The organism is Sulfitobacter sp. G5_S2_6_S6, from assembly GCF_054968505.1.
In genome coordinates, this window is record NZ_JBQKUI010000018.1 from 1 (window position 1) to 24569 (window position 24569).

Genomic DNA, 24569 nt, shown 5'->3' on the forward strand with positions numbered 1-24569 from the left:
AGCATGCCTGCCTCTTGCTCCTTGATCATCCCAATAATCTGCGCCTCGGTAAAACGGCTCTTCCGCATTCGTCTACTCCTTCAGGGTTGGGCAGACTCTACATCATGGTGAGGGATTTCGCGGGGGGCAGGTCAGTGTTCATAATCTCTGGCGGGCCGAACTTGTGGATGGCTTCGTTCAGCGCATCGACGCAAAACCCTGCTTCCAGCGTGTTTGATATCCGCCATGCCAGTACCTTACGTGTGTGCCAGTCCATGATCGCGACCAGATACAAGAAGCCGCGCCGCATGGGCAGATAGGTGATATCCGAGCACCAGACCTGATTGGGCCGATCCACACGCAGACCGCGCAGAAGATAGGGGTAGATCTTGTGCCCCTTCGCGGCTTTGCTTGTGTTGGGCTTTTGATAGATCGGCATGAGGCCCATCAGCCGCATTAGCCGTCTGATCCGCTTCTCGTTCACGAGATGGTCGTCATTCCGCAGGTGCCATGTCATCCACTGGCCGTCAGGGTATTGCCGCAGGCAATGTCCCGAGAGGCTGGCGCACCCCGTAAAACGGGGTCTCAAGGAACTGCTTGTCGATCACGCGCATCAGATCGAGATTCATTTCACTTTCGCCCTTGGGCTCGTAGTAAAACGATGATCGCGAGATCGACAACAGCTTGCATTGCTTGCTGATGGACAGGTTGGCGTTGGCAGGCTCAATCATCTTGCGCCTCACTTGCCGGTCCAGGGTTTGAGCTTTCTGGCCAAAAAATCGTTGGCGACGGCCAACTCCCCAATCTTGGCATGCAGGTCTTTCACTTGTTCTTCATCGACTTCCGGTGCCTTCCGGCCACCACGCTCAAATACGCCTGACGCGCCTTCAAGTAGAGCACGCTTCCATTGATGGATCATTGTTGGATGCACCCCAAACCGACTGGCCAGCTCGCTGACTGTTTCTTCGCCCTTCAGCGCTTCCAACGCCACCTTGGCTTTGAACTCTGGGTGATGTTGTTTCCGTTTAGACATATCTGATCTCCTTCGTGGTGAAGATCAGCAGACTACAAATCGCAGCTTACGTCTGTGTCCGAACTTCAGGGGGTAGCTCAAACTTTCAATGAAGCCGTTCTGCTGGGGCTTTCCAGGCGCGATGTAATGCCAATCGATGCCGGTTTCCTGGACCCACTTGAGGATCGCCATGCTGGTGAACTCGGTGCCATAACACCTTTGGAATGAAGCTGATTGAGAGGCTATGGCCGCCTGCGCAGCCCCCAGATAGCGCAGCAGGTGGTCATAGCCGGGTCTCGGGTCCCTACAGTGGTTTTGCACAAACCACACCGCAAAGGAGACCAACTATGACCAAGATTATTGTTGCACAAGATGCCCCTGTTTTGGTGGCTATCGACATCGCCAAGGCCCGGCATGAAGTTTTGATCGCTATTCCAGATAAGAAACGGCGACGTCGCTTAACAGTTTTGAACGAACTCGCCGACTTCAACCGCCTCGCCACCGCACTTAAGGAATACGGACGCCCAGTTCGTGTGGCCTTTGAGGCGACTGGCAATTATCACCGTGCCTTGGCTTACCATCTGGCAACTTCTGGCTTTGAGGTAAAGCTGGTGTCCTCAGTGGCTTTGGCGCGGACGCGCGAAGCCCTCAATAACAGCTGGGATAAGAATGACCCAAAGGACGCGCAAGTGATCCTGCATATGATGGAGATCGGAAACGAGCAATATTACCACGACCCTCTGGTATACGGCACGAATGACATTCAAGAGCTGTCCAAAACCCACGATATCGTCTCCAAGTCGAAGACTGAACTTTGGCACCGGGTGTTGACCCATTATCTGCCGCTGTACTTCCCTGAAGCGGATCGGTTTTACCGCAGCTCACGCAGTGATTGGTTCTTTGCATTCCTTGAGCGTTATCCATCGCCACATTTGATCACAGCGATGGGCAAAGCCGCTTTCACCGCTGATGCTTGGGACGTCATTGGGCGCAAGGTCGCTAAAGAGCGTTTGCTTGCAGATATTTACGAGACAGCTAAGTCTTCAGTGGGATTGCCGGTTGCCCCAGATTCTGATGCGCTTAGAATGTTCCGCTTGGTCCTTGGAGAAGGCCGCAGTCTCATTGCGCAGCGCAATCAAATTGAAGTTCGCGCCGTCGCGCTTCTCAAAGATCTGCCTGACTATCAGTTGCTGACATCAATACCTGGGATCGGCCCGATCAACGCTCTGTGAAGTGGTCCCAGAAAACTGGACAGTCATCTAAGGTGTATCCCAAACCTCTGAAGGGATACGGAAATGGCGAAGCGCCGGAAGTTTACATATCAGTTTAAGGCCAAGGTGGCGTTGGAAGCACTGAGAGGCGACAGGACGATCCAAGAGATCGCAGCGAAGCACCAAGTACATCCGAACCAGGTCAGCACGTGGAAACGTCAGGCAGTCGAAGGCATGGCGGATGTGTTTTCACGCGGAGGCAAGCCCGAGGGTCCGACGGAGGCGGAGGTCAAGGAACTGCATGCCAAGATCGGGAGGTTGGCTGTCGAAAACGATTTTTTGTCCGAAGGGCTGAAGCGGTGAGCCCCAAGAAGAAACGCGCGATGATCAAACGGGATCACCCTGAACTGAGCATCAGCCAGCAGTGCAAACTGGTGCGGCTATCGCGGTCGGCGTTCTACTACACGCCAGATGGCATCGACGGGGACACGCTGTCGATGATGAAAGAGATCGACCGGGTCTTCACGAAGTATCCGTTCTTCGGGTCACGACAGATTGTAGCCTACCTGCGTCGGGAAAGCACGGTTGTCGGGCGTCATCGCGTCAGGCGATTGATGGCAAGAATGGGCTTGGAGGCGATCTACAAACGACCCAGAACCAGCCAGCCGCACCCCCAGCATCCGGTCTTCCCGTACTTGCTGAGAAAGATGGTGATAGAGCGCGCGAACCAGGCCTGGTGTGCCGATATCACCTTCGTGCCGGTGCGGAACGGGTTCTTGTATCTCGTGGCGATCATGGACTGGGCCACACGCAAGGTTCTGAGTTGGCGGTTGAGTAACACGATGCACGCGGACTTCTGCGTCGATGCTTTGAACGAAGCCATCGCCACATACGGCCCGCCAGAGATCATGAACACTGATCAAGGGTCCCAGTTCACGGGATCGGCCTGGATCACGACGCTGACCGAGGCAGGCGTGCGCATCTCAATGGATGGGCGCGGGCGCTATCTCCCCTCTCGGGATCATGCTGCGCATAACCCTGCCGGGCAACGGAGCAACATCTTCATCGAGCGCCTCTGGCGATCACTGAAGCAGGAGGCAATCTATCTCGAAGAGATCAGCGATGGCTTCCAAGCCCGACGCATCATCAAGAAATGGATCACATTCTACAATACTGAGCGACCCCATTCCGCGCTTGATCGGCAGACGCCCGACGACGCATACTGGGCGGGCTTAGAACAGCAAAAAGCAGCATGAACCTAAACCCGATACACCTTAGAGAAGCTGCAAAACTGTCCGAAAAGATGGGACCACTTCAAGGTTCGTCCAGGTTACAGGTGCAAAGAGTAGCATAAACTACGCCAGTCCATTTTCAGCGAATGGGGAGTAGTTCATTCACTTTAAGACTACAAAAAGACTACAAATTCTTGGCCTTGCACTTCGTAGGGGCATAAATGCTCATGCCTTCAGCTATCACGTCGGATCCTTACCGTGAATCCGATCAGCTTAATTTTGCATCTGAGCCCCTATAGACGCATAGCTCCACAGCTCCGGGACAGCATGCCTTTCACATCGAAAATCACGGCCTGAGGTGTGCCATATCCAATAGCAATGTCTTCGTTCTCAAACGCGCTATGGGCTACTGCCACAACCACCGCGCCATAACTCTGGTTTTCAGGCACTTCGGTCATTTCCACTCCATACTCTCGCTTCGCCTCTATCGAATCCACCCACGGATCATACACATCCACTTCAATACCATAGCTTTCAAGCTCACGGATAATATCAACCACCCGCGTATTCCGTAGATCCGGGCAGTTCTCCTTGAACGCCAACCCCATAACCAATGCTCGCGAACCTTTAACCGGGATGTCGCGTGCGATCATTTCACGGACGGTGCGGCCGACGATGTAGCAGCCCATTCCGTCATTGATGCGGCGGCCGGCGAGGACGACTTCGGGATGGTAGCCAACGGATTGGGCTTTCTGCGTCAGGTAGTATGGGTCAACGCCGATGCAGTGGCCACCGACGAGGCCGGGGCGGAAGGGAAGGAAGTTCCACTTGGTGCCTGCCGCGTCGAGCACATCTTGAGTGTCGATGTCGAGCTTGTTGAAGATCAGGGCGAGCTCATTCACCAACGCGATGTTCACGTCTCTTTGGGTATTCTCGATTACCTTCGCTGCCTCCGCCACCTTGATCGACGGCGCTTTGTGCGTACCAGCAGTGATGATCGACGCATAGAGCGCATCGACCTTATCTGCGATTTCAGGCGTGGAGCCGGAGGTAACTTTGACAATATTGGGCAGGCGGTGAATTTTGTCCGCGGGGTTGATCCGCTCGGGTGAATAGCCCGCGAAGAAATCCTGGTTGAAAGTCAAACCGGAGGTTTTCTCCAACACTGGCACACAATCTTCTTCGGTCGCACCAGGGTAGACTGTAGATTCATAAATCACGATGTCGCCGCGTTTCAGAACCTTTCCGATCGTCTCGGATGCTTTGAGTAGTGGGGTCAGATCGGGGCGTTTATGCTCATCTATCGGAGTTGGAACAGTCACGATAAAGGTGGTGCATTCCGCAAGATCATCGAGCTGGTCGGTAAACGAGAGATGCGCGGCCTCGGCCATTTCCGCTGCATCCACCTCAAGCGTATTGTCCTTGCCGGCCCGCAGTTCGGCGATGCGATCTATGTTGATGTCAAAGCCGACGACTTTGCGTTTTTTACCGAATTCGACCGCCAAAGGCAGGCCAACATACCCCAAGCCGATCACGGCAATGGGGGCATCATTCAAGGTCGGCATCGCAAACTCCTCGTCCAAAAACTACTTGGCGTAATAGTCGCGGAACCAAGCTACAAATTCCCGAATACCATCCTTGATATCGGTCTGTGGTTTGTAACCCGTAAGGGTCTTTAGCAGTTCCGCATTCGCCCAAGTCGCGGGCACATCGCCCATCTGCATAGGCATGTAGTTACGGATTGCCTTTTGACCAAGCTCTTCCTCGATTGCTTCGACGAAATCGAGTAGGCGCACTTTGTCGGAATTGCCGATATTGACGATGCGGTAGGGAGCCACGGGAGACAGGCTGTCGCCCTCGGGCACCTCGCGGTTATCGGGGCGGACAGGGGGCGTGTCGATCAACAGGCGAATGCCGCGGACCAGATCGGTGACATAGGTAAAGTCGCGGTACATGTCGCCGTGGTTGTAGATATCGATGGGGCGCCCATCGAGGATCGCGTCGACGAATTTGAACAGCGCGAGGTCCGGGCGCCCGTAGGGACCATAGACGGTGAAGAAGCGGAACATCGTCGTCGGCAGATCCCACAGATGAGCATAGGAATGCGCCATTGCCTCATTCGCCTTCTTCGTTGCCGCGTAGAAGGTGAGGGCGGTATCGGCCTTGTCCGTTTCGGCAAACGGCATGTCTTCGTTGGCCCCGTAGACCGAGGAGGTGGATGCCATCAGCAAATGTTCAACCTTCAACCGCCGCGCGGCCTCCATCACGTTGAATGTGCCGACAAGGTTACTGTCGAGATAGGCGCGTGGGTTCTCTAGCGAGTAACGAACACCTGCTTGACCTGCGAGGTGGACGATGACGTCAGGCGCGAAATCGTCGGTGACCTGCGTGATCAGCGCGTCATCTTCAAGCATCCCCTCGGTCATTGAGAAATGCGGGTTCTGTAGCAGCATCTGGTGCCGGCGCTGTTTTAGCTTGACATCGTAGTAATTCGTCATGCCGTCAAACCCGTGGACGCGGAACCCTTCATCCAGCATAAGTTGTGCGAGGTGGAAACCGATGAAGCCGGCGGTGCCGGTAATGAAGACTTTTCTCACGGTGGGAGTCCTATAAGTTACGTTTTTTCGCGAAAGGTAGATGCTCCCCCGCGCTCATCCAGACTAGGTGCTTATGCTATTCAGATAGGCACCATAGTCATTCTTGCCAAACATGGCTGCTCGTTTTCCAAGCGCTTCCGCGCTAATCCAACCTTTGTTGTAGGCAACCTCGTCCGGGCTCCCTGTTTGAAGTCCCTGCCGCGTTTCCAGTGTCCGCACGAAGTTTCCTGCGTCCAGCAGGCTCCCATGCGTCCCTGTATCCAGCCAAGCATACCCGCGGCCCATACGCTGCACATTCATCAATCCATCGTGCAAATACGTTTCAAGCAGCGTGGTGATCTCCAGCTCTCCCCGTGGCGATGGCTTGACAGTCTTGGCGCGCTCGGATGCGGAGTTATCCAGAAAATAGAGCCCCGTCACCGCATAATTCGAAGGCGGCACTTCCGGCTTCTCAATGATCTGTCGCGCTTGGCCGTTCTCGTCGAAATCTACCACGCCATAGCGCTCAGGGTCGGAGACGCGGTAGCCAAAGACGGTGCCACCAGTTGTTTGAGCGTCGGCTTTAGCGAGAATCTCGGGCAATCCATGCCCAAAGAAGATATTGTCACCAAGCACCATCGCGGAAGGTGCTCCGTCTAGGAAATCTTCGGCCAAGATGTAAGCCTGAGCCAATCCATCCGGGCTTGGCTGCGTGACATAGCTCAGTGAAATGCCCCATTGGCTGCCGTCGCCCAAGGCGCGTTTGAATTGGTCGGCGTCTTGGGGCGTCGTGATGATCAGGATCTCGCGGATACCGCCCAGCATCAGCACGCTTAACGGATAGTAAATCATCGGCTTGTCATAGATCGGCAGCAGCTGTTTCGACACGGCAATCGTGATCGGATAAAGCCGCGTGCCGGAGCCGCCGGCGAGGATAATACCTTTGCGTTTGGGCGTCTGGGTCATGGGAAATCAGTCCTTGGGAAAATCAAGTTGGGTCAAAATATGGGTAAGGCTCTCGTGCCAATCGGGGCGGGAAATGCCAAAGGCGGCCTCGGTGGCTGTGCAATCCAGCCGGGAATTCAGCGGGCGTTTTGCGGGGGTAGGGTAGTCATCCGACGGGATATCAGTGACAGCGCATTGGATATTGGCGGCGTCAAAAATAGCGCGGGCGAAATCCGCCCAGCTTGTGTCCGGCACGCCCGAGAAATGGTAGATGCCGGATTTTTCGGGCTCAGACACGAGAGTTTTAGCGATCTTTATACAGGCCCGTGCGATCTCAGCAGCGCCGGTTGGGCCGCCAATCTGGTCGGCGACGATGGTTAATGACTCGCGTTCCGCCCCAAGGCGCAGCATCGTTTTGACGAAGTTATTGCCATGGGCCGACACGACCCAAGAGGTGCGCAATACGGCGTAGCGCCCACCCGTCTTTACAATTGCGACCTCACCGTCTCGCTTGGTGCGGCCATAGACGCTTTGCGGATCGGTTGGGTCGGCGGGTGCCCAAGGCGTGTCACCTGCGCCGGAAAACACATAATCGGTCGATATAGAGACGAAAGGAATATCGCGCGCGGCGCAGGCGCGGGCCATGGCGGCGGGGGCATCGGCGTTGATGATCTGCGCCGTTTTTTCATCGCTTTCGGCCTTATCCACGGCGGTGTAGGCGGCGGCGTTGATCACGGCGTCAGGCGCATGGGCATTGATCACAGCGGCGCAGGCGGCGGGGTCGGTTAAGTCCGCATCAGCGCGGGCGAGAGCGATGATCTGGACGTCATCGCCGTCCAGCGCGCGCAGTTCCGTGGCGACCTGGCCGCTGTGACCGAAGACGAGGACCTTCATGCCTTGCCCAATCGCTCGCCAACGCCCTGGCGATTTTGCAGCGCGCGCCACCAGTCCTTATTCTCAAGGTACCAATCCACGGTGCGTGCTAGCCCTTCTTCCACCGTAACCGAGGGCCGCCAGCCAAGTTCCGTGCGAATACGCGTCGGATCAATGGCATAGCGTTGGTCGTGGCCCGGCCGGTCTGCGACGAAGGTTATCAGGTCGGCATGGGGTGCGCCTTCAGGGTGGCGATCATCCAGCAGGGCGCAGATCATCTTGACCAGCTCAAGATTGCTGACCTCATTCTCGCCGCCGATGTTATAGCTGCGGCCCAATTCGCCTTTGAGCAGCACGGTCAGCAACGCATCGGCGTGGTCTTCGACAAACAGCCAGTCACGTACGTTCGCGCCATCCCCGTAGACCGGAATCGGCTCGCCAGCGAGTGCTTTGAGAATGACCACGGGCACCAGTTTCTCGGGGAAGTGGTAGGGCCCGTAATTATTGCTGCAATTTGTCAGTACTATTGGCAGGCCATAGGTTTCGCCCCACGCGCGCACCAGATGGTCGCTGGCGGCCTTGGATGCGGAGTAGGGGCTGCGCGGATCATAAGGTGTATCTTCGGTGAACTGCCCCGTGGGACCGAGGGAGCCATAAACTTCGTCAGTTGAGATATGGTGAAAGCGGAAACCATCGGGCTTGTCCGCCCCTTGCCAATAGGCGCGCGCGGCCTCCAGCAACGTATAGGTGCCGGTGACATTGGTCTGAATAAACGCCCCTGGCCCGTCGATGGAACGGTCCACATGACTCTCGGCCGCGAGATGCATCACCGCGTTGGGCTTATATGTTGCAAAGATCCTATCCAACGCCTCCCGATCACAAATATCCGCCTGCTCAAACGCGTAAAGAGGGCTGTCCGCCACGCTCGCCACATTCTCAAGGCACGCCGCATAGGTCAGCGCATCAAGGTTCACCACGCTATGCCCCTGTTCAATCGCCAACCGTACCACTGCCGAGCCGATAAACCCCGCACCGCCCGTCACCAATAGCTTCATCTACACATCCTCAAACGTGAAGGGACTGTTAAGGTCAGCCAAAGAAGGTGCGTTTGCGTCTTTATCCGACAATACCGGCGTCATATCACCCAAACCCCAGTCAATTCCGACCTCAGGATCGTCCCAAGCGATGGCCCCTTCAGTCTCCTGCGCATAATAATCCGAACATTTGTAGATAATTTCGGTCTCTGGCGCGCGTGTCACAAACCCATGCGCGAAGCCCGCCGGTACCAGCAATTGTTTGCCGTTCTCAAAGCTCAGCTCGACCCCAAACCACTGCCCATAGGTCGGCGACCCTTTGCGGATATCAACCGCCACGTCAAAAACCGCACCGCGCCCGCAGCGTACCAGCTTGTCTTGCGCGTGGGGCGGAGCCTGAAAATGCAGCCCGCGGATGGTGCTTTGGGTCATTGATAGGGAATGGTTGTCCTGCACGAATTGCGTGGTGATACTGTGCTCGGCGAGGGCTTTCGCACTGTAGCTTTCCGAAAAAAATCCGCGGTGATCGCCGAAGCGGGCGGGGGTGATCACGATCACGCCGGTGAGCGGGGTTTGTTTGAGGGTAAGGGACAAAATATCAACCTTATAATTAGAATTATGTTATAAATATGTGCTGTTGTGAATTGGCCTTCGTTTCGTCGGCCAATGCCTAGCTCTTGGGTGGTTCGACATAGTTATACACCGAGCATCCATAGCGGCCTACCAAAATAGGCCCTCTGTCGAAGCCCCGCTTCTAATGGGCCGTACTCTAATTGCCGCTTAGAAAACATCACAGTACTCGCGCCACACCTACAGCACAGTGCTTTTGCATCATGCAACGCCTAGTGCTCCTCGAATTTCCAACAACCTGTCCTCCGCTAAACCAGCTTTTCTTCATTGGCTCTGTTCTCACTTAGAGAATAGGCAAACGCAAGACGTCCGACTATTTTATGATCAGTTGAGGACTAACCGGCGCACGTCGGTACGTACTTACAAAGCCCCACTGCTGCAGGTGGGGCTCGGTACTTTCACAAAAAGGTCTGCAAAATGACTTCCAATCCCAAGTGTACTTGCCTCTCACCCAGTATCTTGACCGCGGTCAAGAAGGTCACACGGGTAAAAGAAAGTATATGAGAAGCCCTTAAAACTGGCGTATATATACGTGTACGTTTAATGCTTTGATAGTAGCATGCCTATATGAAATGAGTATTTTACCACCATGTTTTCGGATTTATCACTACAATCCACCCTTTTCGCTTTGCCCAGCGCGCGCCGACACGAAACCGTGTAAACAACAACTAGTCGCATCTTTGGCGGACCCGGCTAAGCTAAGATGACCAGTAGGCTCTAAGGCTCAGCGTACTCGGTCAAAGGCCGTTCGAAGGCTTCGAACGAAGGTAACTCTAACTCCTCTGCCACAGCTTCGATCGCCTGTATATACAACCCATCATACTCCTCCAGCATACGCTCCAGAGTAAACAACCGCTCCACCCGCTTTCGGGCAGCGCTCCGGGAAATGCCAATCGCCTCCCTCAAAGCCTCGGCCAGCTCCCCCGCATCCGCACCAGCATACCGCGCCACGTCACCTGCCACCTCCCGGATCGCCCCATTCTCAACCGCTGCAATCGGCAGACCACAAGCCATCGCCTCAATCGCCGCCAGTCCGAAGGGTTCATCCCATAGCGGGGTGAACAGCAGGACAGAGGCGCGGGCGATGGCCTTAGTCAGATCCCCCCCCTGTAGGTGACCGCCGTATTGCACACCCTCACCTAACAGCGGTGCAATTTCGGTGTCGAAATAGCCCTGATCCTCAATCGTGCCGTAAATCCTCAGCGGAATGCCAGCGGTCTTCGCTGCCTGAGCCGCCAGATGTGTCCCCTTGGTCGGCGTGATACGGCCCATCCAAACGGCGGTGCCATCTCCCTCTGGGCGGAAAGGCCAGTCCGAGAGGTCGATCCCATTCGGCACGACACGGGCGAAGGGAGTGTCTCCGTCATCAAACCACGCTCCCAATTGCCGCTGCGAACAGGTGGTGAACAGCGACCACGGTGCCCCGCCATCGGCGACGGCACGTTTCAACACATCGAACGGCGGCACATGTAGGGAGGTCACCATCGGGATCCGATGTCGCGCGGCGAAGCGCGGGGGGAAGCGATGCAGGGAGTTGTTATGCACCACGTCGAAACCGCCCTCGGCAAGGCGCGGTAGGAGACGTTCGAACGCCGCATCCAAATGCCCCGTCAGCTCCAGCGTGCCGTGCCATTTATGCCAAGGAAACTCTCGGTCATAGTGGGTGTCCACGACCGGCTCCACCTTACCACCCCAGTCGCTGTCACCGGCGGCGAAAAGGGTCACGTCATGACCCCGCGCCCGCAGGCCGCGACAGAGATGCCAACAATGTGCCTCCATCCCACCCATGAAGGGGCGCGCGATGGGGAAGCGCACATGTCCGATGACGGCGATCTTCATGGTGTCACTCCGCCGCGATGGCAGAGATACGGTCCTCGCCCGCTTGGGCGGCCGCGCGGCGCTCTTCCTCGGTATCCAGATCGCGCAGCAGCTTATCCATCACCCGGCGGCTATTGGCGTAGGGCATATCGGCAGTCTGGCGGCACATCTGGAAATCCGCATCATTCGGTGCGCGCAGGATGGTCAGCGCATCGTCGCTATTGTCGATCAGCCCCATCAGGTGGAAGGCATGCAGCCAGTGCCCCATGGTGCGATGCCCCCAACGGGTGGCGAAATATTCGGCGTTGCGGACCACGGCTTCCACATGGTGGATCGGCGGCATGCAGTGGTCGTGATATTGGTGATAGACCTTGGCCCCCTTCATCCACCAAATGTCGATCCCGCGCGCGTCCAGCACGCGGCCAAAGTCTGTATCCTCGCCGCCATAGCCGAAATAGCCTTCGTCGAACCCGCCGCTGCGCGCCCAATCTGCGCGGTGGATGGCGAAGTTGAGCGACCAGAAACAGCGGTAATCCTCGCAATAACGCAGACCCTCCGCCGGTGGTCCCTGCCGGTCGGAGTGCTTGACGCCGATCTTGTCGAAGTAATCGAAATCGAGGCCGCCTTCTGTCGCTCCCTTGGGAAGATAGGCAACCTCGCCCATTACCAGCCCGCGGCCCTCGTGGCATGCCTTGGCTACTTCGGCGACCAGCGCGGGGTGCGGGATGCAATCGACATCGACAAAGGCCAGAACGGCACCGCTTGCCTTTGCCGCCACCGCATTGCGCGCGGCGGCGAGGGGAAGCTCCCCATCGGGGCGGGTGACCTGGATTTGATGGATGGGAAAGGGCGCGTCTGGCAGCCCGTCGTATAGCTCATCCTGCATGGCGGCGATCACCAGCTCGCGTGGGGGCACAGTTTGCGCGGCCAAGCCACGGATAACATTGTGCAAATGTGCCTCGCGGCCACGGGCGATGGTCAGAACGGATACGTCACGCATGGTGAACCTCCTTTAAAGATGTTGAAATTTTGGGGCGGTCCCAAAGGCGATCTGCCAGATTGCCGAGCCACTGCGCGGTGCGGGTCGCCGCGTCACTGCCCCCTGCCAAAGTGCGTTGACGCGCGGGATTATGCTGGCGTTGTGCTTGCTCAATTGCGGCTCGCCAAGCATGGGCAGAGCTCGGCATATGCGGCAAATGCAACGCGGCATCGGCTTGGCCCAAAGCGCGCGCTTTTTCGACTTGTTCATCGAAATATCGCCACTCCGGCACCACGATCCAGGGCTTCGCAGCGGTGAGCACTTGGGCACAGGTCGTATTGCCCGTGGACGAGATCACCAGATCCGCCGCCGCGATATAGTCGGGCGCGTTGTCGACCCAGCCTTTGTGGATCAGGTTCGGCGGCAAGGTCGCATGCCAATCGCGCTGCACCTCGCCGATGGTGATCCAGTCCATCTGCGGATAGCTGCGCGCGGCAACGCCCAAGGCGGCCTCGGAAATGCCGTTGCCGCCCCCGCCACAGACCACCAGCGCCATGGGGCGTTTGCCGAGCTTCAGCGTCGTGCGGGCCTCTTCGGGATCGGGCAGTGATACATTCACCCCCAGCCCCGGAGCGTAGTGGATTTTCTCAGCCCAACCGTCCCACTGCGGCTGCGCCAAATCCGCATGAAACGGGGCGAGCAACCCCGCGGCGCCGTCATAAGCAGCACGATGCCCAACATCACTACGGTCCCCATGCTGCAGTATTTTGACATGCGGCACCGAACAGAGCCGCGCCAGCTGCGCCACCTCGGCCGAGACATCGACGATCATCAGCTCCGGCGCCTCGGCGGCAAAGAACTGCGCCATGGCGGCCATCGCCTCGCGAATGCCGGACCAGCCAACGGGCGCGCAATGGGTCGTGTCGGGCGTGTCGAGCAAAGCGGCACCACGCGGCTCATCCCCCCGCGCCGCGAACAGGGAGGGCAATTTTTGCACCGTCACATTATCACGCAACGGCGGGAAAATATCGTCGCGCGCGCAGAAAATCCGCACAGGTCGCGCTTCGGGCAACGCATTGACGACGGCCGCGCAGCGTTCCGCATGGCCCCGCCCTTGGTGATGCACGAAATAGCCGAAGGGCCGCAGGGGTACGTCAGGAAAATCACGCATGATTATTCGCCCGCCATCAGCATCGGCTGCGGTGTGCGGTAATATTGCACCCCATCCAGCACCCCCGCCGCATGCTTCAGCGAAGAGCGGTAGACCGAGGCCAGGCCATCCAGCTCCGCCAGCGCATTTGCAGGCAGCACCGCGTTCTCGAAGCGCGACAGCATATCCAGATCATTGCCGCTATCCCCCGCCACGATCACACGGTCGTCCGACATGCCACGGCGCGCCACCTCGAACCGGATCGCGGCGGCCTTGCCGGCCTGCACGGGGATGATGTCGATGAATTTTTCATGGGACGGAATGATGCGGGCCAGAATCCCCGCCTGATGCAAACGCGCCTCGATCGCGGGCACATCGCTGATGGTGCCAAATAGGCTGACCTTCCAACGACGTTGGTCATAGACCGGCTGGAAACGCACATTAGTGTCTTCCAACGCCGTACGCACTGCCGCCGCATCCCACTCCTGCGAGATCAGCGCTGCATACTCCTTACATAGAGTAAAACCACTGCCGGAACGGCGCCAAATCTCTGTGCCCGTAGAGCTGATGATCGTATCCGGCGTGGGCAAATCCCATTCCGCCAGCACCCGCTGCGCCTCTGCGATGGAACGTCCGGTGGCGACGGTAAAAGCATAACGCTCCCCCTCGCGCCCCAACCACTGGGCAAAAGCACGTGCGCCGTTGCGACAACCGGTCAGTGTATTGTCGATGTCGCAGGCGAGCAGGTGCTCATGTTGTAGAACAGCGACGGATTGAACCTGCAGCCCGCGCACCACCCCTTCCATCACCGCTTGCGTCCGGATCGCCCAAGCCGTCCAATCATAGGTCTGCCGCGCAATACGCTGCGCCCGCCGCGCTGAAAGCTCGCGATCTGGTGCCAGCAGCACGTTGCGCAACCCACGCGCCAGGCTCGCCGTATCATAGGGGTCAATCAAGGTCCCAAAACCAAGCTCCGGCAGAATATCCGAGGGCCCGCCCGATTGCGTCGCCACCAAAGGCACACCCGCCTGCGCGGCCTCGATCAGGGTCAGCCCAAAAGGTTCGTGAAACGCCGGATTGCAGAACACGCCGCCCTCCGCCGCCAGCGCGTAAAGGTCGCTGATATCCTGCGCGGAGTGTTGTCGTGGCAGCGCCACCTTGCCCCAAAGATCATGTCGGTCGACCCCGTCAAACAGATCCGCAATCACCGCATCACGCTCGCTGCACCCCTGCCCCAAGCCATCCCGCAGCCCCGCGATAACCACAAGGTTCGCGCGGTCTTGCAGCGTGCGATCAGACGCATAGGCATCGACCAACCGCCGCAGGTTCTTCTTCCGAATGGGCCGCGCAATGGCGAGAATAATCGGCTTGCTCACATCCCGCAAAAACACGCCCAGCATCTGCCGCGCCCGCGCTGCATCGCCCTGCGCCTCTACGCAAACCCCCGGCCCAATCCGATGCGCGCGCCCTTCCGCAGCCGGCACCAACTTGGGGATCTGCCGCTCCACCTCATCCCGCGAGGAGGCGACAATCGCATCCGCCTCAGCCAACGCACGCGTCTCACGCCCAATCCGCGCCTTCAACTCAGCCGAAGGAACCTCTCCCGGTGCCAACTTCTCCGCCCCCAGCGAATGCGCTGTATAGAGCACCGGAATCCCAAACCTCTCCCGCGCCGCCAGCGCCAGCTCCGCCGCATCCGAAAAATGCGCATGAATCACATCCGGCCGCGCCGCGCCCATGTCTTCAAGCGTCTCTAACAAAGCGTTTTGCAGCGAAGGAAGCTCCCCCACCAAATCACCCTTTTCCAAATACTCAGCCCGATCCGAGGCCAGACGCACCACCCGACACTTAGGCGCAATCCTTTCCTCGGCCTGCGCGAAAACAGCCCCCAACTCCGGCGCATCAAACAGCCGCGTCACGATCGTGACCTCTTCAACCTCAGGGAGTTTTGCCTGCGCCATCGCAGCGCCAAGAACATAGGCGATATGCCCACCGGTATCTTCCGTCATGCCGTACTTAACGGGCGGAGCGGATAGACACCCGCCCAGCGAAATATGCATGATGCGCATATCAGCCTCCAAAAATTTTGATGTATTCAGAGCTGCAAAAACGCGAGCCTCGCAAAGATAACAGTAAAGTTACCTTATGGTTCCCGTCGGAATTGAGTTTTGTTTTGGATGGCTAAGCGAAGCCATATTCTACTACAGGTAGGCTGGCGACTTTGTGTGCGAAACCAAAGTAGGATGATGTGCTAATTGCTTTTCGTAGCATCCCGCAACGCGGCCAAACGGCCTGTAAGCCCATCAAAGGCGAACTCACGCAAGAACGCCCGCTTCCGTAACGCGGTGTAATCTGCCGGCGTCAAATCAACATCTCGAGCCAGCTCGTCAAACAGATCGCGGATCGCCTCGACCTGAGCGAGAATGATCCTTTCTGCTCGCTCCTGATCCAACCCAAAGCTACCTGCCGCATCCAACGCCAAAGAAAGGTTCGCGCGGTGATCTGTCCCCCGTACCGCCATGGCCTGATTGGCCTCATATGACGCCCGCGGACGCGGGTCGATATCGTAGGCTGGCGTCAACTGAAGCTGTCCCCCCGTCCAGAAACCAGCGTGGTTGCGGGCGTGGTCATCGGTATTTCCGACGAGAATGTTGAAGCACATACGCGCGAATAATTCTTGCAGATCTGCGCTTGGCGTGAGGCTCGCTTTGCGCAGATGGGTGGCAAGATCCTCGTAGCTGGCGTAGCGCCCCTGAAGCTCGCTGAGCCCCAGAATGGTCAACGCAGATACCATCGCGCGCCGTGTCCAGCCCTGGCCCGTATTGATCCGGTCGAACCGCTCGATCAGCAACACATCCTTGCCCATGACCTGGCGAAGCTCGACCGGGGCGATATTCATACCGCAGGCCTGCGCAATCTTCATGGCTATATATTCGCCTTTCACCACCGAATGCTGGTCGTTGGAGGCCCTGAATTTCGCAATCATCTTGCGATTGCCATCCGTGACCTGCGCCTTGGGCCGTGCCCCGCCGATAGACGTCCCGTGGCGCAAGGCTTCGTCCAGTTCCAGCGGCAAGCGCACGCCACGTTCCACAAGATCCGCAGCCTCTATAAGGGTCGAGAGCGCAACCTCCCCCGCCAGTCGCGGAACGTAGTCTGTCGCAGAGCTCTGGAAGTCCAGCGCGCCAATCCGGTCGGAGCCGGATTGCAACATATAGTTCATCTCGTCGAGCGCATCGAGGTCCATGGCGATGCCCTTCGCACCCGTCAACCGGTTAATAATGACCCGGCGCCCCCAGAAATCAGGTGCCCCGTCGCGCAGGCAACCTGCGATCTGCAGCGGAGCGGCGGGCACATGGATCTGCTCGACCAAGGGCAGTTCTGGCAGGAAAATCGGTATCGCATCGGGATTGCGCAGATAGCTTTTACCGTAGGTGAACTGGTGCAGCTGACCCACAAGATCGACACGGCCAGCGACCACAGGGTCAGTCGCACCGGGCAGAAAGATCCAGACATAGAGGGTTTTGGTCGGTTTCAGCATGTCAGAAGTCATTGTCTATCTTCCCGCGGCTGGCTTGGAATGCACGCTGACGCAACAGAGCGTTTGCCCGCCGCTCGGTGGCGAGCCGCGTGGTCAGCTGTTCGTCATCTTCCTCAAATAGCGGGACGCCGAGGATGGTGGCGATTTCGAAAACGGCACCAAGGGATACGGTCATATCGCCCTTTTCCACACGCGACAGCAGCGGGCGAGAAACCCCTGCCCGTTCCGCCAGTTCCTGCGCGGTCATGTTCCGCTCCAACCGCGCGGCGCGGATCATCAGCCCCAAAAGCTCTGCAGCCTTTCGGGCGGTTGGCGAATAGGAGCGTGTTGATTTGGTCATGGGTATCCAGAATAATTTGCAATATATATATTACATAGTGCAACGTAATGATACTTGTACGTTACACTGCCTCAAATTTCTACCAAATTCTATCATCGTGCTTCGGCCTCGCTTCGACTTCACCGTTACTCCTACTGCTATAGCGTCCCTTGCCACCCCTCCCCCATAGCCTACCTGACCCTCGCAAGACAAAGGGGCCTCCATGACACCACATCGCTATATCTTCGTCGGCGGGTTGCACCGCTCCGGCACCAGCCTCGTGGCGCGGCTGATCGGTGATTTGCCCGATGTCAGCGCGATCAACGCCGCCCCCGTGCCGGAGAATGAAGGCGTCTATCTGCAAGGCGCGATTCCTCACACCGCGCGGCATGGCGTGCCCATGCATTTCGCCACCGATCCCGCGCAGCACCATATCGAAGGATCGCATTTCGACAGGTTAGAGACGCAAATGCGGCTGGAACGGGACTGGCAACCGTATTTCAACGAAGCCCCATGGCGCGTTGAAAAGTCGCCCGTAAACCTGACGCGGATGCGGCTGTATCAGCAGCTTTTCCCCCTGTCGCAGTTCGTCGTCGTGACCCGCCATCCAGAGGCAGTTGCCGCGGCCACCTCCAAATGGGTCGACATGAACCCCGCGGCGATGATGGATCACTGGCTGGATGCCTATGACATCGTACGGCGCGACATCGATTACCTGCATGCCGTGATCACCATCCGATACGAAGATCTCGTCGCCGACCCCAATGCAACCTTGGCGCGGTTGGTGGCGTCTCTGGATGTGGATGGGGTGCCCGCGCCCTCTGATATCCGCGATGGCAATCAGGATTATGCGGGGACGACCAGCCTCTCCCCCGCTCAAGCGGAGCGTGCTTCGGCGTGGGGATATGGTGCAGGCTTGCAGATTCAGCCTTGGGCTGGCGTGATCCGCCACCCCTTGCGCCGCATTGCCGAGAATGTTGAAGCGGCGACGGGTGGGGCAACTTTTCCGTAACTACTGTTTACCCAAAGAATGACGCTAAACCGCATATTAGAGACATATACTGTCGACCCACGCCCCCAACACACGTCGCCTCCCGACTCCCAATTGAACCTCAGCTGCACAGAAAACGGAACTTTATCCCGCCCCCGAGGTTCAATTTAAAATAGCAATTTTTGACCATCGTTCTCTTCCTCACAACGCCGCGCCCCTCCACCTGAGGGCTCAACAGCGCGCGACGTGAAAGAGACGCAACACGATCCGTGACGGCGCGGTCCTGCGCCGCCGGTGAGACTTGGCTTCCCGAAAGGCTGCGCAGATGAATATTCGTACTCAGGTAAAGACCCACTCCCACACGGCGACACCCTTTGCGGCGACGCGGATTGCGGACAATGTGCTCGACCTTATTGGCCAGACGCCGATGGTGCGCTTGCCTCGCTACCTCGACCGCGAGGATGTCAATCTGGTCGCTAAGGTCGAGGCGCTGAACCCCGGTGGCAGCGCCAAGGATCGGCCCGCGCGGCACATGATCGAACGCGCTTTGGCGGACGGTCGGTTGCAGCCCGGCGATACGGTGGTTGAATCCTCCTCGGGCAATATGGGCATCGGGCTGGCACAGGCGTGTGCAGTGCATGGCCTGCAATTCATCTGCGTCGTTGACCCCAATGCGCAGTCCCAGAACGTGGCGATCATCCGCGCTTTGGGCGGTCAGATCGAGCTGGTCGATCACGCGCCCGACGGTGATTTCCTCGCCGCGCGTCTGGATCGCGTTGCCACGCTTTTGGAGGAAGACTCTCGCCGTTTTTGGCCCAACCAATATGCCAACCTCGACAACCCAGAGTCCCACGAACTCGGCACCATCGCCGAGATCGACGCAGCGCTTGGCGGGCAGATCGATGTGCTTTACGTCGCCTGTTCCAGCACCGGCACGGCGCGCGGGTGTCGCGACTATCTGCGCCGGATGGGGCGCAAAACCAAGGTTGTCGCGGTGGATGCCATGGGCAGCACGCTGTTCAACGGCACAGCGGGCCCGCGCAAAATCTCGGGCATGGGCGCGGGTCGTATCCCCGAGCTGGCCAAGGGGCAGGAGTTCGACGATCTCGTCCGCGTTTCCGACGTGACCTGCGTCGCCGGCTGCCGCCGCGCCGTTGCGCGTGAAGGGCTGCTGGTCGGCGGTTCCGGCGGTGGTGTGCTTGAAGCGGTGCGCGGTATGCAGGACGCGCTCGCCGGTCTGACCGTCGCCGCGATTATTCACGATTCCGGCTCGCGCTATCTAGGCACAGTGTTTGACCCCGAATGGGTGGAGCGGGAACTGGGGATTTGTGAGGCGGACGTGACCGCATTGGCAGGATTGGCCCCCGCGGATTCATGAGCGAGACAGAGATTGCCATTGTCGGCTGCGGGCCCAAAGGGCTCTACGCGCTTGATAGCCTGTGCGAGGCGGCGCGGCGCAGACCGCAACACCGTTTCACCGTCCATATCTTCGAACCCTCGGCGCATCCCGGGGCGGGGCCGATCTACGATCCGGGTCAGCCGGATGTGCTGCTGATGAACTTCCCTGCTGGTCTGATCAACGCCTGGACCGGTGGGCGCGGGCCGTCGTTTTTGGAATGGGCTGCGCGGAGCCCAAAGCCCGTCGATGCTGGCGACTACGTGCCCCGTGCGCATGTGGGGCGGTATCTCTTCTGGAGCTTTGAGCGTGTCGTCGCACAAGCCCCGTCGAATGTGAGACTAATCCAGCATAAAACGCGCGTCGACGCGGTGAACCGCAGCGGGGATCGATGGAGTATCTTCCCTGAGAACATCACCGTCGATCACGTTCTGATCACCACCGGTCACCAAGACGGCTTTCGTCAGGGCGAAACCACCACGCGCGACCACATCCCCTCCCCCTTCCCCATCGATCAGCGTCTGACCCAAACCGCTGTGCCGCCAGTGTCAACCGTGCGCTGCAAGGGCTTCGCGCTCACCTTCATCGATACGATGCTCGCGCTGACCGAAGGGCGTGGCGGAGTCTTCACCCTCTCCGCCACCGGCTATAAATATACCCCATCGGGAAAGGAGCCGCGCCGTATCGCGCCCTTCAGCCGCAGCGGTCGCCCGATGCGCGCCAAGGTAGAGGCGGCACTGTTTACCCAACCGCAAGACGACGCCTTTTGGGACGATCGACGCGCCGCGCTTTCGCACATCCTGAGCACCCCTACCGCGACCTTCACCCACCACATCTGGCCCGCGTTTTTGTCATTCGCTGATCAGGTTCTGGGCAACCCCTCCGGCACCAGCGCCGACTTCTTCACCCAGCGATCCAAAACCACCTTCACCCCCGATGAAATCCGCCAAGACCTGCGCATCGGCTATGACATCGCCATGGGGCGCCGCGCGCAAGACAGCGCTTGGGCTTTGGCCGAGGTCTGGCGCCGCTGCTATCCGCAGCTGATCAACTGGATAAGTCACCGTGATATTGCTCCCGACGATGCCCACCACTTCCGCCAGATCGCGCCAGAGATGGAGCGGCTCGCCTTTGGCCCGCCCTCGCAGAACATCGGCAAGCTGATCACGCTGGAACAGGCGGGCATCGTCAGCTTTGACCATATGACGGGCGACGCCGCGGCAGACGTGACGATCAACGCCACGATCCCACCTGCGGGGGGGGCCGAGCTCGCCGCCCCGCTCGACGGTCTTTTGCGCGACGGGCACCTCAGCATTGGCACAAAGGGCGGTGTTAGGGTCGATAAAGACGCGCACGCCCTGACACGCGACGGCACCACCAAGGGCCTCTCCGTCATCGGCCGCGCCACCGAAGGCTGCGTGCTTGGCAATGATACGCTGTCGCGGTCCCTGCATGATCTTCCCGAAAACTGGGCCGCCGCCGTCGTGCAAAACGCCCGCCAATCCAACGCGCTGGAGCCCTCCCTATGACCATCCCGCAATCGATCTTCAGCCCTTGCCACGGCGTCGTGCCTTTGCGCCCGCGGCTGGAAAACTGGATGGCGGAGCTGTTGCAGGATCGCCCCCGCCTTGACGCGCTGACCGACCGCTTTGGCGCGCCGCTCAACATCCAGTCGGTCGATCCCTTCCGCCGCAATATCGCGCAGCTGACTGATTGCGTGACCGATTATGGCCTGCCCTTCCTGCCCATGTTTGCGCGCAAGGCGAATAAATGTCTCAGCTACGTGCAGGCCGCGCGAGACATGGGCATCGGCATCGATACGGCCAGCCATGCGGAGGTGGAACAATGCCTTGAACAGGGCCTCCCGGGCGACCGGATCGTCTGCACCGCCGCCGTCAAGGATCGGGCGCTGATGACCCTGTGTGTGGGTGGCGGCGTGACCGTGATCCTTGATAATGAGGATGAGATGGAACTGCTGGAGGACGTGGCCGAAGGCGCGACCAAACCCGTCTCTGTCGGCCTGCGCCTCAATGGGTTTGAGCGTGACGGGACGAAGCTTTATTCGCGTTTCGGCTTTCCGCTAACGCAGATCCCTACCCTCGCCGCGCGCATTGCCGCGTCTGAGACACTCCGCCTCGACGGGCTGCACTTCCACCTCAACGGCTATCGCGCCGAGGATCGCATCGCCGCGATCCTGCAAACGCTGCCCCTGATCCACAAGATCAAGGGCGACAGCACCGCACCCTTCTTCCTTGATATCGGCGGCGGCATCCCGATGAACTACCTCGACGATGTGGCGGAGTGGGAGACTTGGCTGGCCGAGCTTGACCGCGCCCTGTCCGGTGACCGCGCCCCCATCACCCAGCATAACGACGGGCTGGGGCGCAAAGCGGGCGGTGACGGCAAAGTCGACAGCTACCCCGTCGCGCAATCTCTGGTGCAAGAAAACTGGATGCGCCGCATCCTTGATCACATGGCAGACGGTCAAACCGTGGCCGCACATTTGAGGGATGCCCATATCTCCCTGCGCTGCGAGCCGGGGCGCTCCCTGCTCGACGGCTGCGGCATGACCCTCGCCCGCGTCGCCTTTTGCAAACGCGACAGCGCCGGCATCCCCGTGATCGGCGTGCAGATGAACCGCACCCAGTCCCGATCCGGCTTCGCCGAATTCGCGATTGATCCGCTCATGGTCCCCGCCCCCGGCCCGCGTAAAGAGCCTATCGAAGGCTACCTCGCCGGCACCTATTGCACCGAAAGCGAATGGCTGACGCGGCGCAAGATGTCCTTCCCCCAAGGCGTCAAAGCAGGCGACCTCATGGTCTTCCCCAACACCGCCGGCTACCTGATGCATTTCCTCGAAAGCCGCTCGCACCAGTTCCCACTGGCGCGGAACGTGTTTGTGACGGAAGGGAACGCGGGGGCGGTGACGCTGGACGATATCGACGATGCTCTCCGCATTGCGCCTGATATCAGTATCTTACACGAGAACCTACTATCGTAAGCTTGCACGAAATGTTAATAGGTTAGAAGGAGTTTTGGAAACTACTTGAAATTAGATAGCAGCATCAATGGCGTGTATCCAATGAGTGTGCCGATGCATAATAAAGGCAAAGGCACGCATGTCGAATAGGTCAACAAAAGATTGCGGGTCACATCAGTAGACGATATTGTTGAGTAAAATTTATTACCGTTCATTATTAAAAAGCAGCTTGTAATAGCCGCGCTTTCGATTGATCTGAATTCTTGGTAACTTAACTTCTGAAATTTAGCCCTTAGCGGCTCGGAGAGCCATGCTGCATAAACTTTCTTCCATTCAAGCGCTACGAGGCCTCGCAGCATTGCTAGTTGTACTCTTCCACGCATTCGGGCTGGCCGAAGACTTAGGACCATCAGACAGTTTGGCTCTAATTTGGGGATTTGGGTCTGTAGGAGTAGATGTGTTCTTTGTCGTTTCCGGTTTTATCATGTTTTTTATACGGGATCGTTACGTTGGGACAAATAGCGTGCGGCCGGGCCATTTTCTTTGGAAACGGTTTGTGCGGGTTCTTCCACCATATTGGGTTTACACCTCTATCGTAGTCTTCTTATTCATCGCGGCTCCTATGCTTTTCAAGGGGGAGACGCCAAGCCTATTGCGGTCGCTGCTCCTGATCCCGGATGAAAATCCCTACTTTCTAATGGTAGGATGGACACTAAGCTATGAACTCTACTTCTACTTATTGTTTGCTGTAACGCTGCTTATCGCTAGGGACGCGATGACCCATTTTGCGCTCATTGCCGCATACTTTCTCTTCTCCACGCTCCTTGGCACAGTTATTGATCTGCCCGGCCCAATCTTTGCATTTATCACATCTCACGTGCATTTCGAATTTCTATTGGGAGCCGCAATATGCGTATTTGGCCGTGGTCTTGAAAAGCAAAAATGGCTGTCACTGCCCGCGTTAGTGCTAGCTCTCATAGTGTACTATTTAGCAATCTCACAAGACCATCACGTCTCTCGCAAAGATTTACTTGAGTTCTCCTACTTTTTTTCGTTTTCATTGTTGATCTTCGTAGGGTTCTATGCTGCTGGTCCAGTCGTGTCCCGTTTCATAGTCACTCCGCTACAAGGTCTCGGCAATGCATAGTATTCGCTCTACCTCTCACACTGGCTTGTTATTAATGCAGTTGCGCTTATATCACGCAAAGTGGGGCACTTTGACTTTCTCGGCTTTGGCCTTCTCAGCACAATGATTGCATGCATCTACGCGCTCATAAGCTACCGCATCGTTGAGTTAACAATCCCCAAACTGCTCGACGCAGGGCTTACAAAGGTGGTTATAAGACTCCGCCTTAAAGCATCATGAGGTGCCCCTAGATTTATAAGCGCTTTGCTTGATAAGCTTGGCACCTAGGAAAGAGGGATATGAGTGAGGGCATTCGAGTTACAGATGAGTTCAAACAAGACGCTGTGTTACAGGTTCTGGAGTGTGTTCGCGCTTTGAGCGTAGTGGCAGAAAGGCTAGGGATAAGTACCAAGTCGCTGTACACTTGGAAGGCGCATTTTTCGAACGTAAGCGTTGCCTAGAAAACACCTTCCCATTTTTTGTCAGACTTACGACTCTGCTTCTGACGAATATTGGGCGGGAGTTTCGCGATCGCGACTACGATTGAGTTTCTCAGGGACTACCGGGTAGAGAAGCAAGCCAATGGCAAAAAGCGGTGGCCCAATGAGGTCAAAGGTAACCGCCCCATTGCTACCGCGGTGATTTAGCTTTGTTGCGTGTCACCAGATCGATGTCATCCAAGAAGTCATCAAGGAACTCATGCCATGTTGTGTTGGTGATACGAGCGGCGCGGATCATTTCCGTCAGCTCTTGGATCCCGTCCTCAGTCAGTGCGTT

The 24569-nt window shown here is 57.9% G+C and carries 22 protein-coding genes and 2 pseudogenes; 8 read left to right on the plus strand and 16 right to left on the minus strand.

What is annotated here, in order from left to right; genetic code table 11:
- Window positions 1–97: 97 nt before the first annotated feature.
- From ACTRWK_RS17290 to ACTRWK_RS17305, 4 genes and pseudogenes are all read right to left on the minus strand, one after another.
- A complete protein-coding gene (locus ACTRWK_RS17290; protein WP_462844093.1) occupies window positions 98–496 on the minus strand; it encodes a DDE-type integrase/transposase/recombinase in 399 nt (132 codons plus the stop codon).
- Between the two features lie 10 nt (window positions 497–506).
- A complete protein-coding gene (locus ACTRWK_RS17295) occupies window positions 507–710 on the minus strand; it encodes a hypothetical protein (RefSeq protein ID WP_462844094.1) in 204 nt (67 codons plus the stop codon).
- A gap of 8 nt (window positions 711–718) precedes the next feature.
- The gene (locus ACTRWK_RS17300; RefSeq protein ID WP_058336005.1) at window positions 719–1012 is read right to left on the minus strand and encodes an IS3 family transposase; all 294 of its coding nucleotides are present in this window, start codon (window positions 1010–1012) and stop codon (window positions 719–721) included.
- Between the two features lie 75 nt (window positions 1013–1087).
- Window positions 1088–1201, minus strand: a pseudogene (locus ACTRWK_RS17305) (integrase core domain-containing protein); the annotation flags it as partial.
- 137 nt (window positions 1202–1338) lie between these two features.
- Here ACTRWK_RS17305 and ACTRWK_RS17310 point away from each other — a divergent pair.
- Window positions 1339–2220: pseudogene (locus ACTRWK_RS17310) on the plus strand (IS110 family transposase); the annotation flags it as partial.
- Window positions 2221–2286: 66 nt separating this feature from the next.
- Window positions 2287–3458, plus strand: a protein-coding gene (locus ACTRWK_RS17315; RefSeq protein ID WP_462844095.1) for an IS3 family transposase whose coding sequence is annotated in 2 segments (ribosomal slippage) — window positions 2287–2560 and window positions 2560–3458 — 1173 coding nt in all. Because the reading frame shifts where the segments join, the coding sequence is not laid out codon by codon here.
- A 269-nt stretch (window positions 3459–3727) separates the two neighbouring features.
- Here the strand turns inward: ACTRWK_RS17315 and tviB are convergent.
- From tviB to ACTRWK_RS17375, 12 genes are all read right to left on the minus strand, one after another.
- Complete coding sequence (tviB, locus tag ACTRWK_RS17320) at window positions 3728–4999, minus strand: Vi polysaccharide biosynthesis UDP-N-acetylglucosamine C-6 dehydrogenase TviB (protein WP_289082225.1); 1272 nt, start codon at window positions 4997–4999, stop codon at window positions 3728–3730.
- Window positions 5000–5020: 21 nt separating this feature from the next.
- Window positions 5021–6031, minus strand: a complete 1011-nt coding sequence (locus ACTRWK_RS17325) for a GDP-mannose 4,6-dehydratase (protein WP_260006156.1) — start codon at window positions 6029–6031, stop codon at window positions 5021–5023.
- A 63-nt stretch (window positions 6032–6094) separates the two neighbouring features.
- Entirely contained in the window at window positions 6095–6976 is an 882-nt protein-coding gene (rfbA, locus tag ACTRWK_RS17330; protein WP_289082224.1) for a glucose-1-phosphate thymidylyltransferase RfbA, read from the minus strand.
- A gap of 6 nt (window positions 6977–6982) precedes the next feature.
- Window positions 6983–7849: a dTDP-4-dehydrorhamnose reductase gene (rfbD, locus tag ACTRWK_RS17335; RefSeq protein WP_289082223.1), complete on the minus strand. Its 867-nt coding sequence runs from the start codon at window positions 7847–7849 to the stop codon at window positions 6983–6985.
- Complete coding sequence (rfbB, locus tag ACTRWK_RS17340; protein WP_289082222.1) at window positions 7846–8883, minus strand: dTDP-glucose 4,6-dehydratase; 1038 nt, start codon at window positions 8881–8883, stop codon at window positions 7846–7848. Before rfbB ends, rfbD begins: the two co-directional genes overlap by 4 nt.
- Window positions 8884–9456: a dTDP-4-dehydrorhamnose 3,5-epimerase gene (gene rfbC, locus ACTRWK_RS17345; RefSeq protein WP_289082221.1), complete on the minus strand. Its 573-nt coding sequence runs from the start codon at window positions 9454–9456 to the stop codon at window positions 8884–8886. It lies immediately after the preceding gene.
- A 753-nt stretch (window positions 9457–10209) separates the two neighbouring features.
- Entirely contained in the window at window positions 10210–11331 is a 1122-nt protein-coding gene (locus tag ACTRWK_RS17350; RefSeq protein WP_289082220.1) for a glycosyltransferase, read from the minus strand.
- Window positions 11332–11335: 4 nt separating this feature from the next.
- Entirely contained in the window at window positions 11336–12310 is a 975-nt protein-coding gene (locus ACTRWK_RS17355; protein WP_184584703.1) for a glycosyltransferase, read from the minus strand.
- Complete coding sequence (locus ACTRWK_RS17360; RefSeq protein WP_184584704.1) at window positions 12303–13460, minus strand: glycosyltransferase; 1158 nt, start codon at window positions 13458–13460, stop codon at window positions 12303–12305. The genes ACTRWK_RS17355 and ACTRWK_RS17360 overlap by 8 nt, the downstream gene beginning before the upstream one ends.
- A 2-nt stretch (window positions 13461–13462) precedes the next feature.
- On the minus strand, window positions 13463–15508 hold the full coding sequence (locus tag ACTRWK_RS17365; RefSeq protein ID WP_462844096.1) for an HAD-IIB family hydrolase: 2046 nt from the start codon (window positions 15506–15508) through the stop codon (window positions 13463–13465).
- Window positions 15509–15690: 182 nt separating this feature from the next.
- Entirely contained in the window at window positions 15691–16980 is a 1290-nt protein-coding gene (locus ACTRWK_RS17370; protein ID WP_462844097.1) for a type II toxin-antitoxin system HipA family toxin, read from the minus strand.
- 1 nt (window position 16981) lies between these two features.
- Window positions 16982–17320, minus strand: a complete 339-nt coding sequence (locus ACTRWK_RS17375; RefSeq protein ID WP_289082232.1) for a helix-turn-helix domain-containing protein — start codon at window positions 17318–17320, stop codon at window positions 16982–16984.
- Window positions 17321–17522: 202 nt separating this feature from the next.
- Between ACTRWK_RS17375 and ACTRWK_RS17380 the strand changes: the two genes are divergently transcribed.
- The 6 genes from ACTRWK_RS17380 to ACTRWK_RS17405 all read left to right on the plus strand — a co-directional run bounded on the left by ACTRWK_RS17380 (window position 17523) and on the right by ACTRWK_RS17405 (window position 24253).
- Window positions 17523–18311 (plus strand): sulfotransferase family protein, encoded by a 789-nt coding sequence (locus ACTRWK_RS17380; RefSeq protein WP_289082231.1) that lies wholly within the window; start codon window positions 17523–17525, stop codon window positions 18309–18311.
- 304 nt (window positions 18312–18615) lie between these two features.
- Window positions 18616–19668 (plus strand): 2,3-diaminopropionate biosynthesis protein SbnA, encoded by a 1053-nt coding sequence (gene sbnA, locus ACTRWK_RS17385; RefSeq protein ID WP_289082230.1) that lies wholly within the window; start codon window positions 18616–18618, stop codon window positions 19666–19668.
- Window positions 19665–21215 carry an FAD/NAD(P)-binding protein gene (locus ACTRWK_RS17390; RefSeq protein ID WP_289082229.1) on the plus strand — a complete coding sequence of 517 codons (1551 nt, stop codon included), beginning with the start codon at window positions 19665–19667 and terminating at the stop codon, window positions 21213–21215. Before sbnA ends, ACTRWK_RS17390 begins: the two co-directional genes overlap by 4 nt.
- Window positions 21212–22687, plus strand: a complete 1476-nt coding sequence (locus ACTRWK_RS17395; protein WP_289082228.1) for a Y4yA family PLP-dependent enzyme — start codon at window positions 21212–21214, stop codon at window positions 22685–22687. Before ACTRWK_RS17390 ends, ACTRWK_RS17395 begins: the two co-directional genes overlap by 4 nt.
- 289 nt (window positions 22688–22976) lie before the next feature.
- Window positions 22977–23813, plus strand: a complete 837-nt coding sequence (locus ACTRWK_RS17400) for an acyltransferase family protein (RefSeq protein ID WP_462844098.1) — start codon at window positions 22977–22979, stop codon at window positions 23811–23813.
- 278 nt (window positions 23814–24091) lie between these two features.
- Window positions 24092–24253 carry a transposase gene (locus ACTRWK_RS17405; RefSeq protein WP_462844099.1) on the plus strand — a complete coding sequence of 54 codons (162 nt, stop codon included), beginning with the start codon at window positions 24092–24094 and terminating at the stop codon, window positions 24251–24253.
- Window positions 24254–24569: the final 316 nt, after the last annotated feature.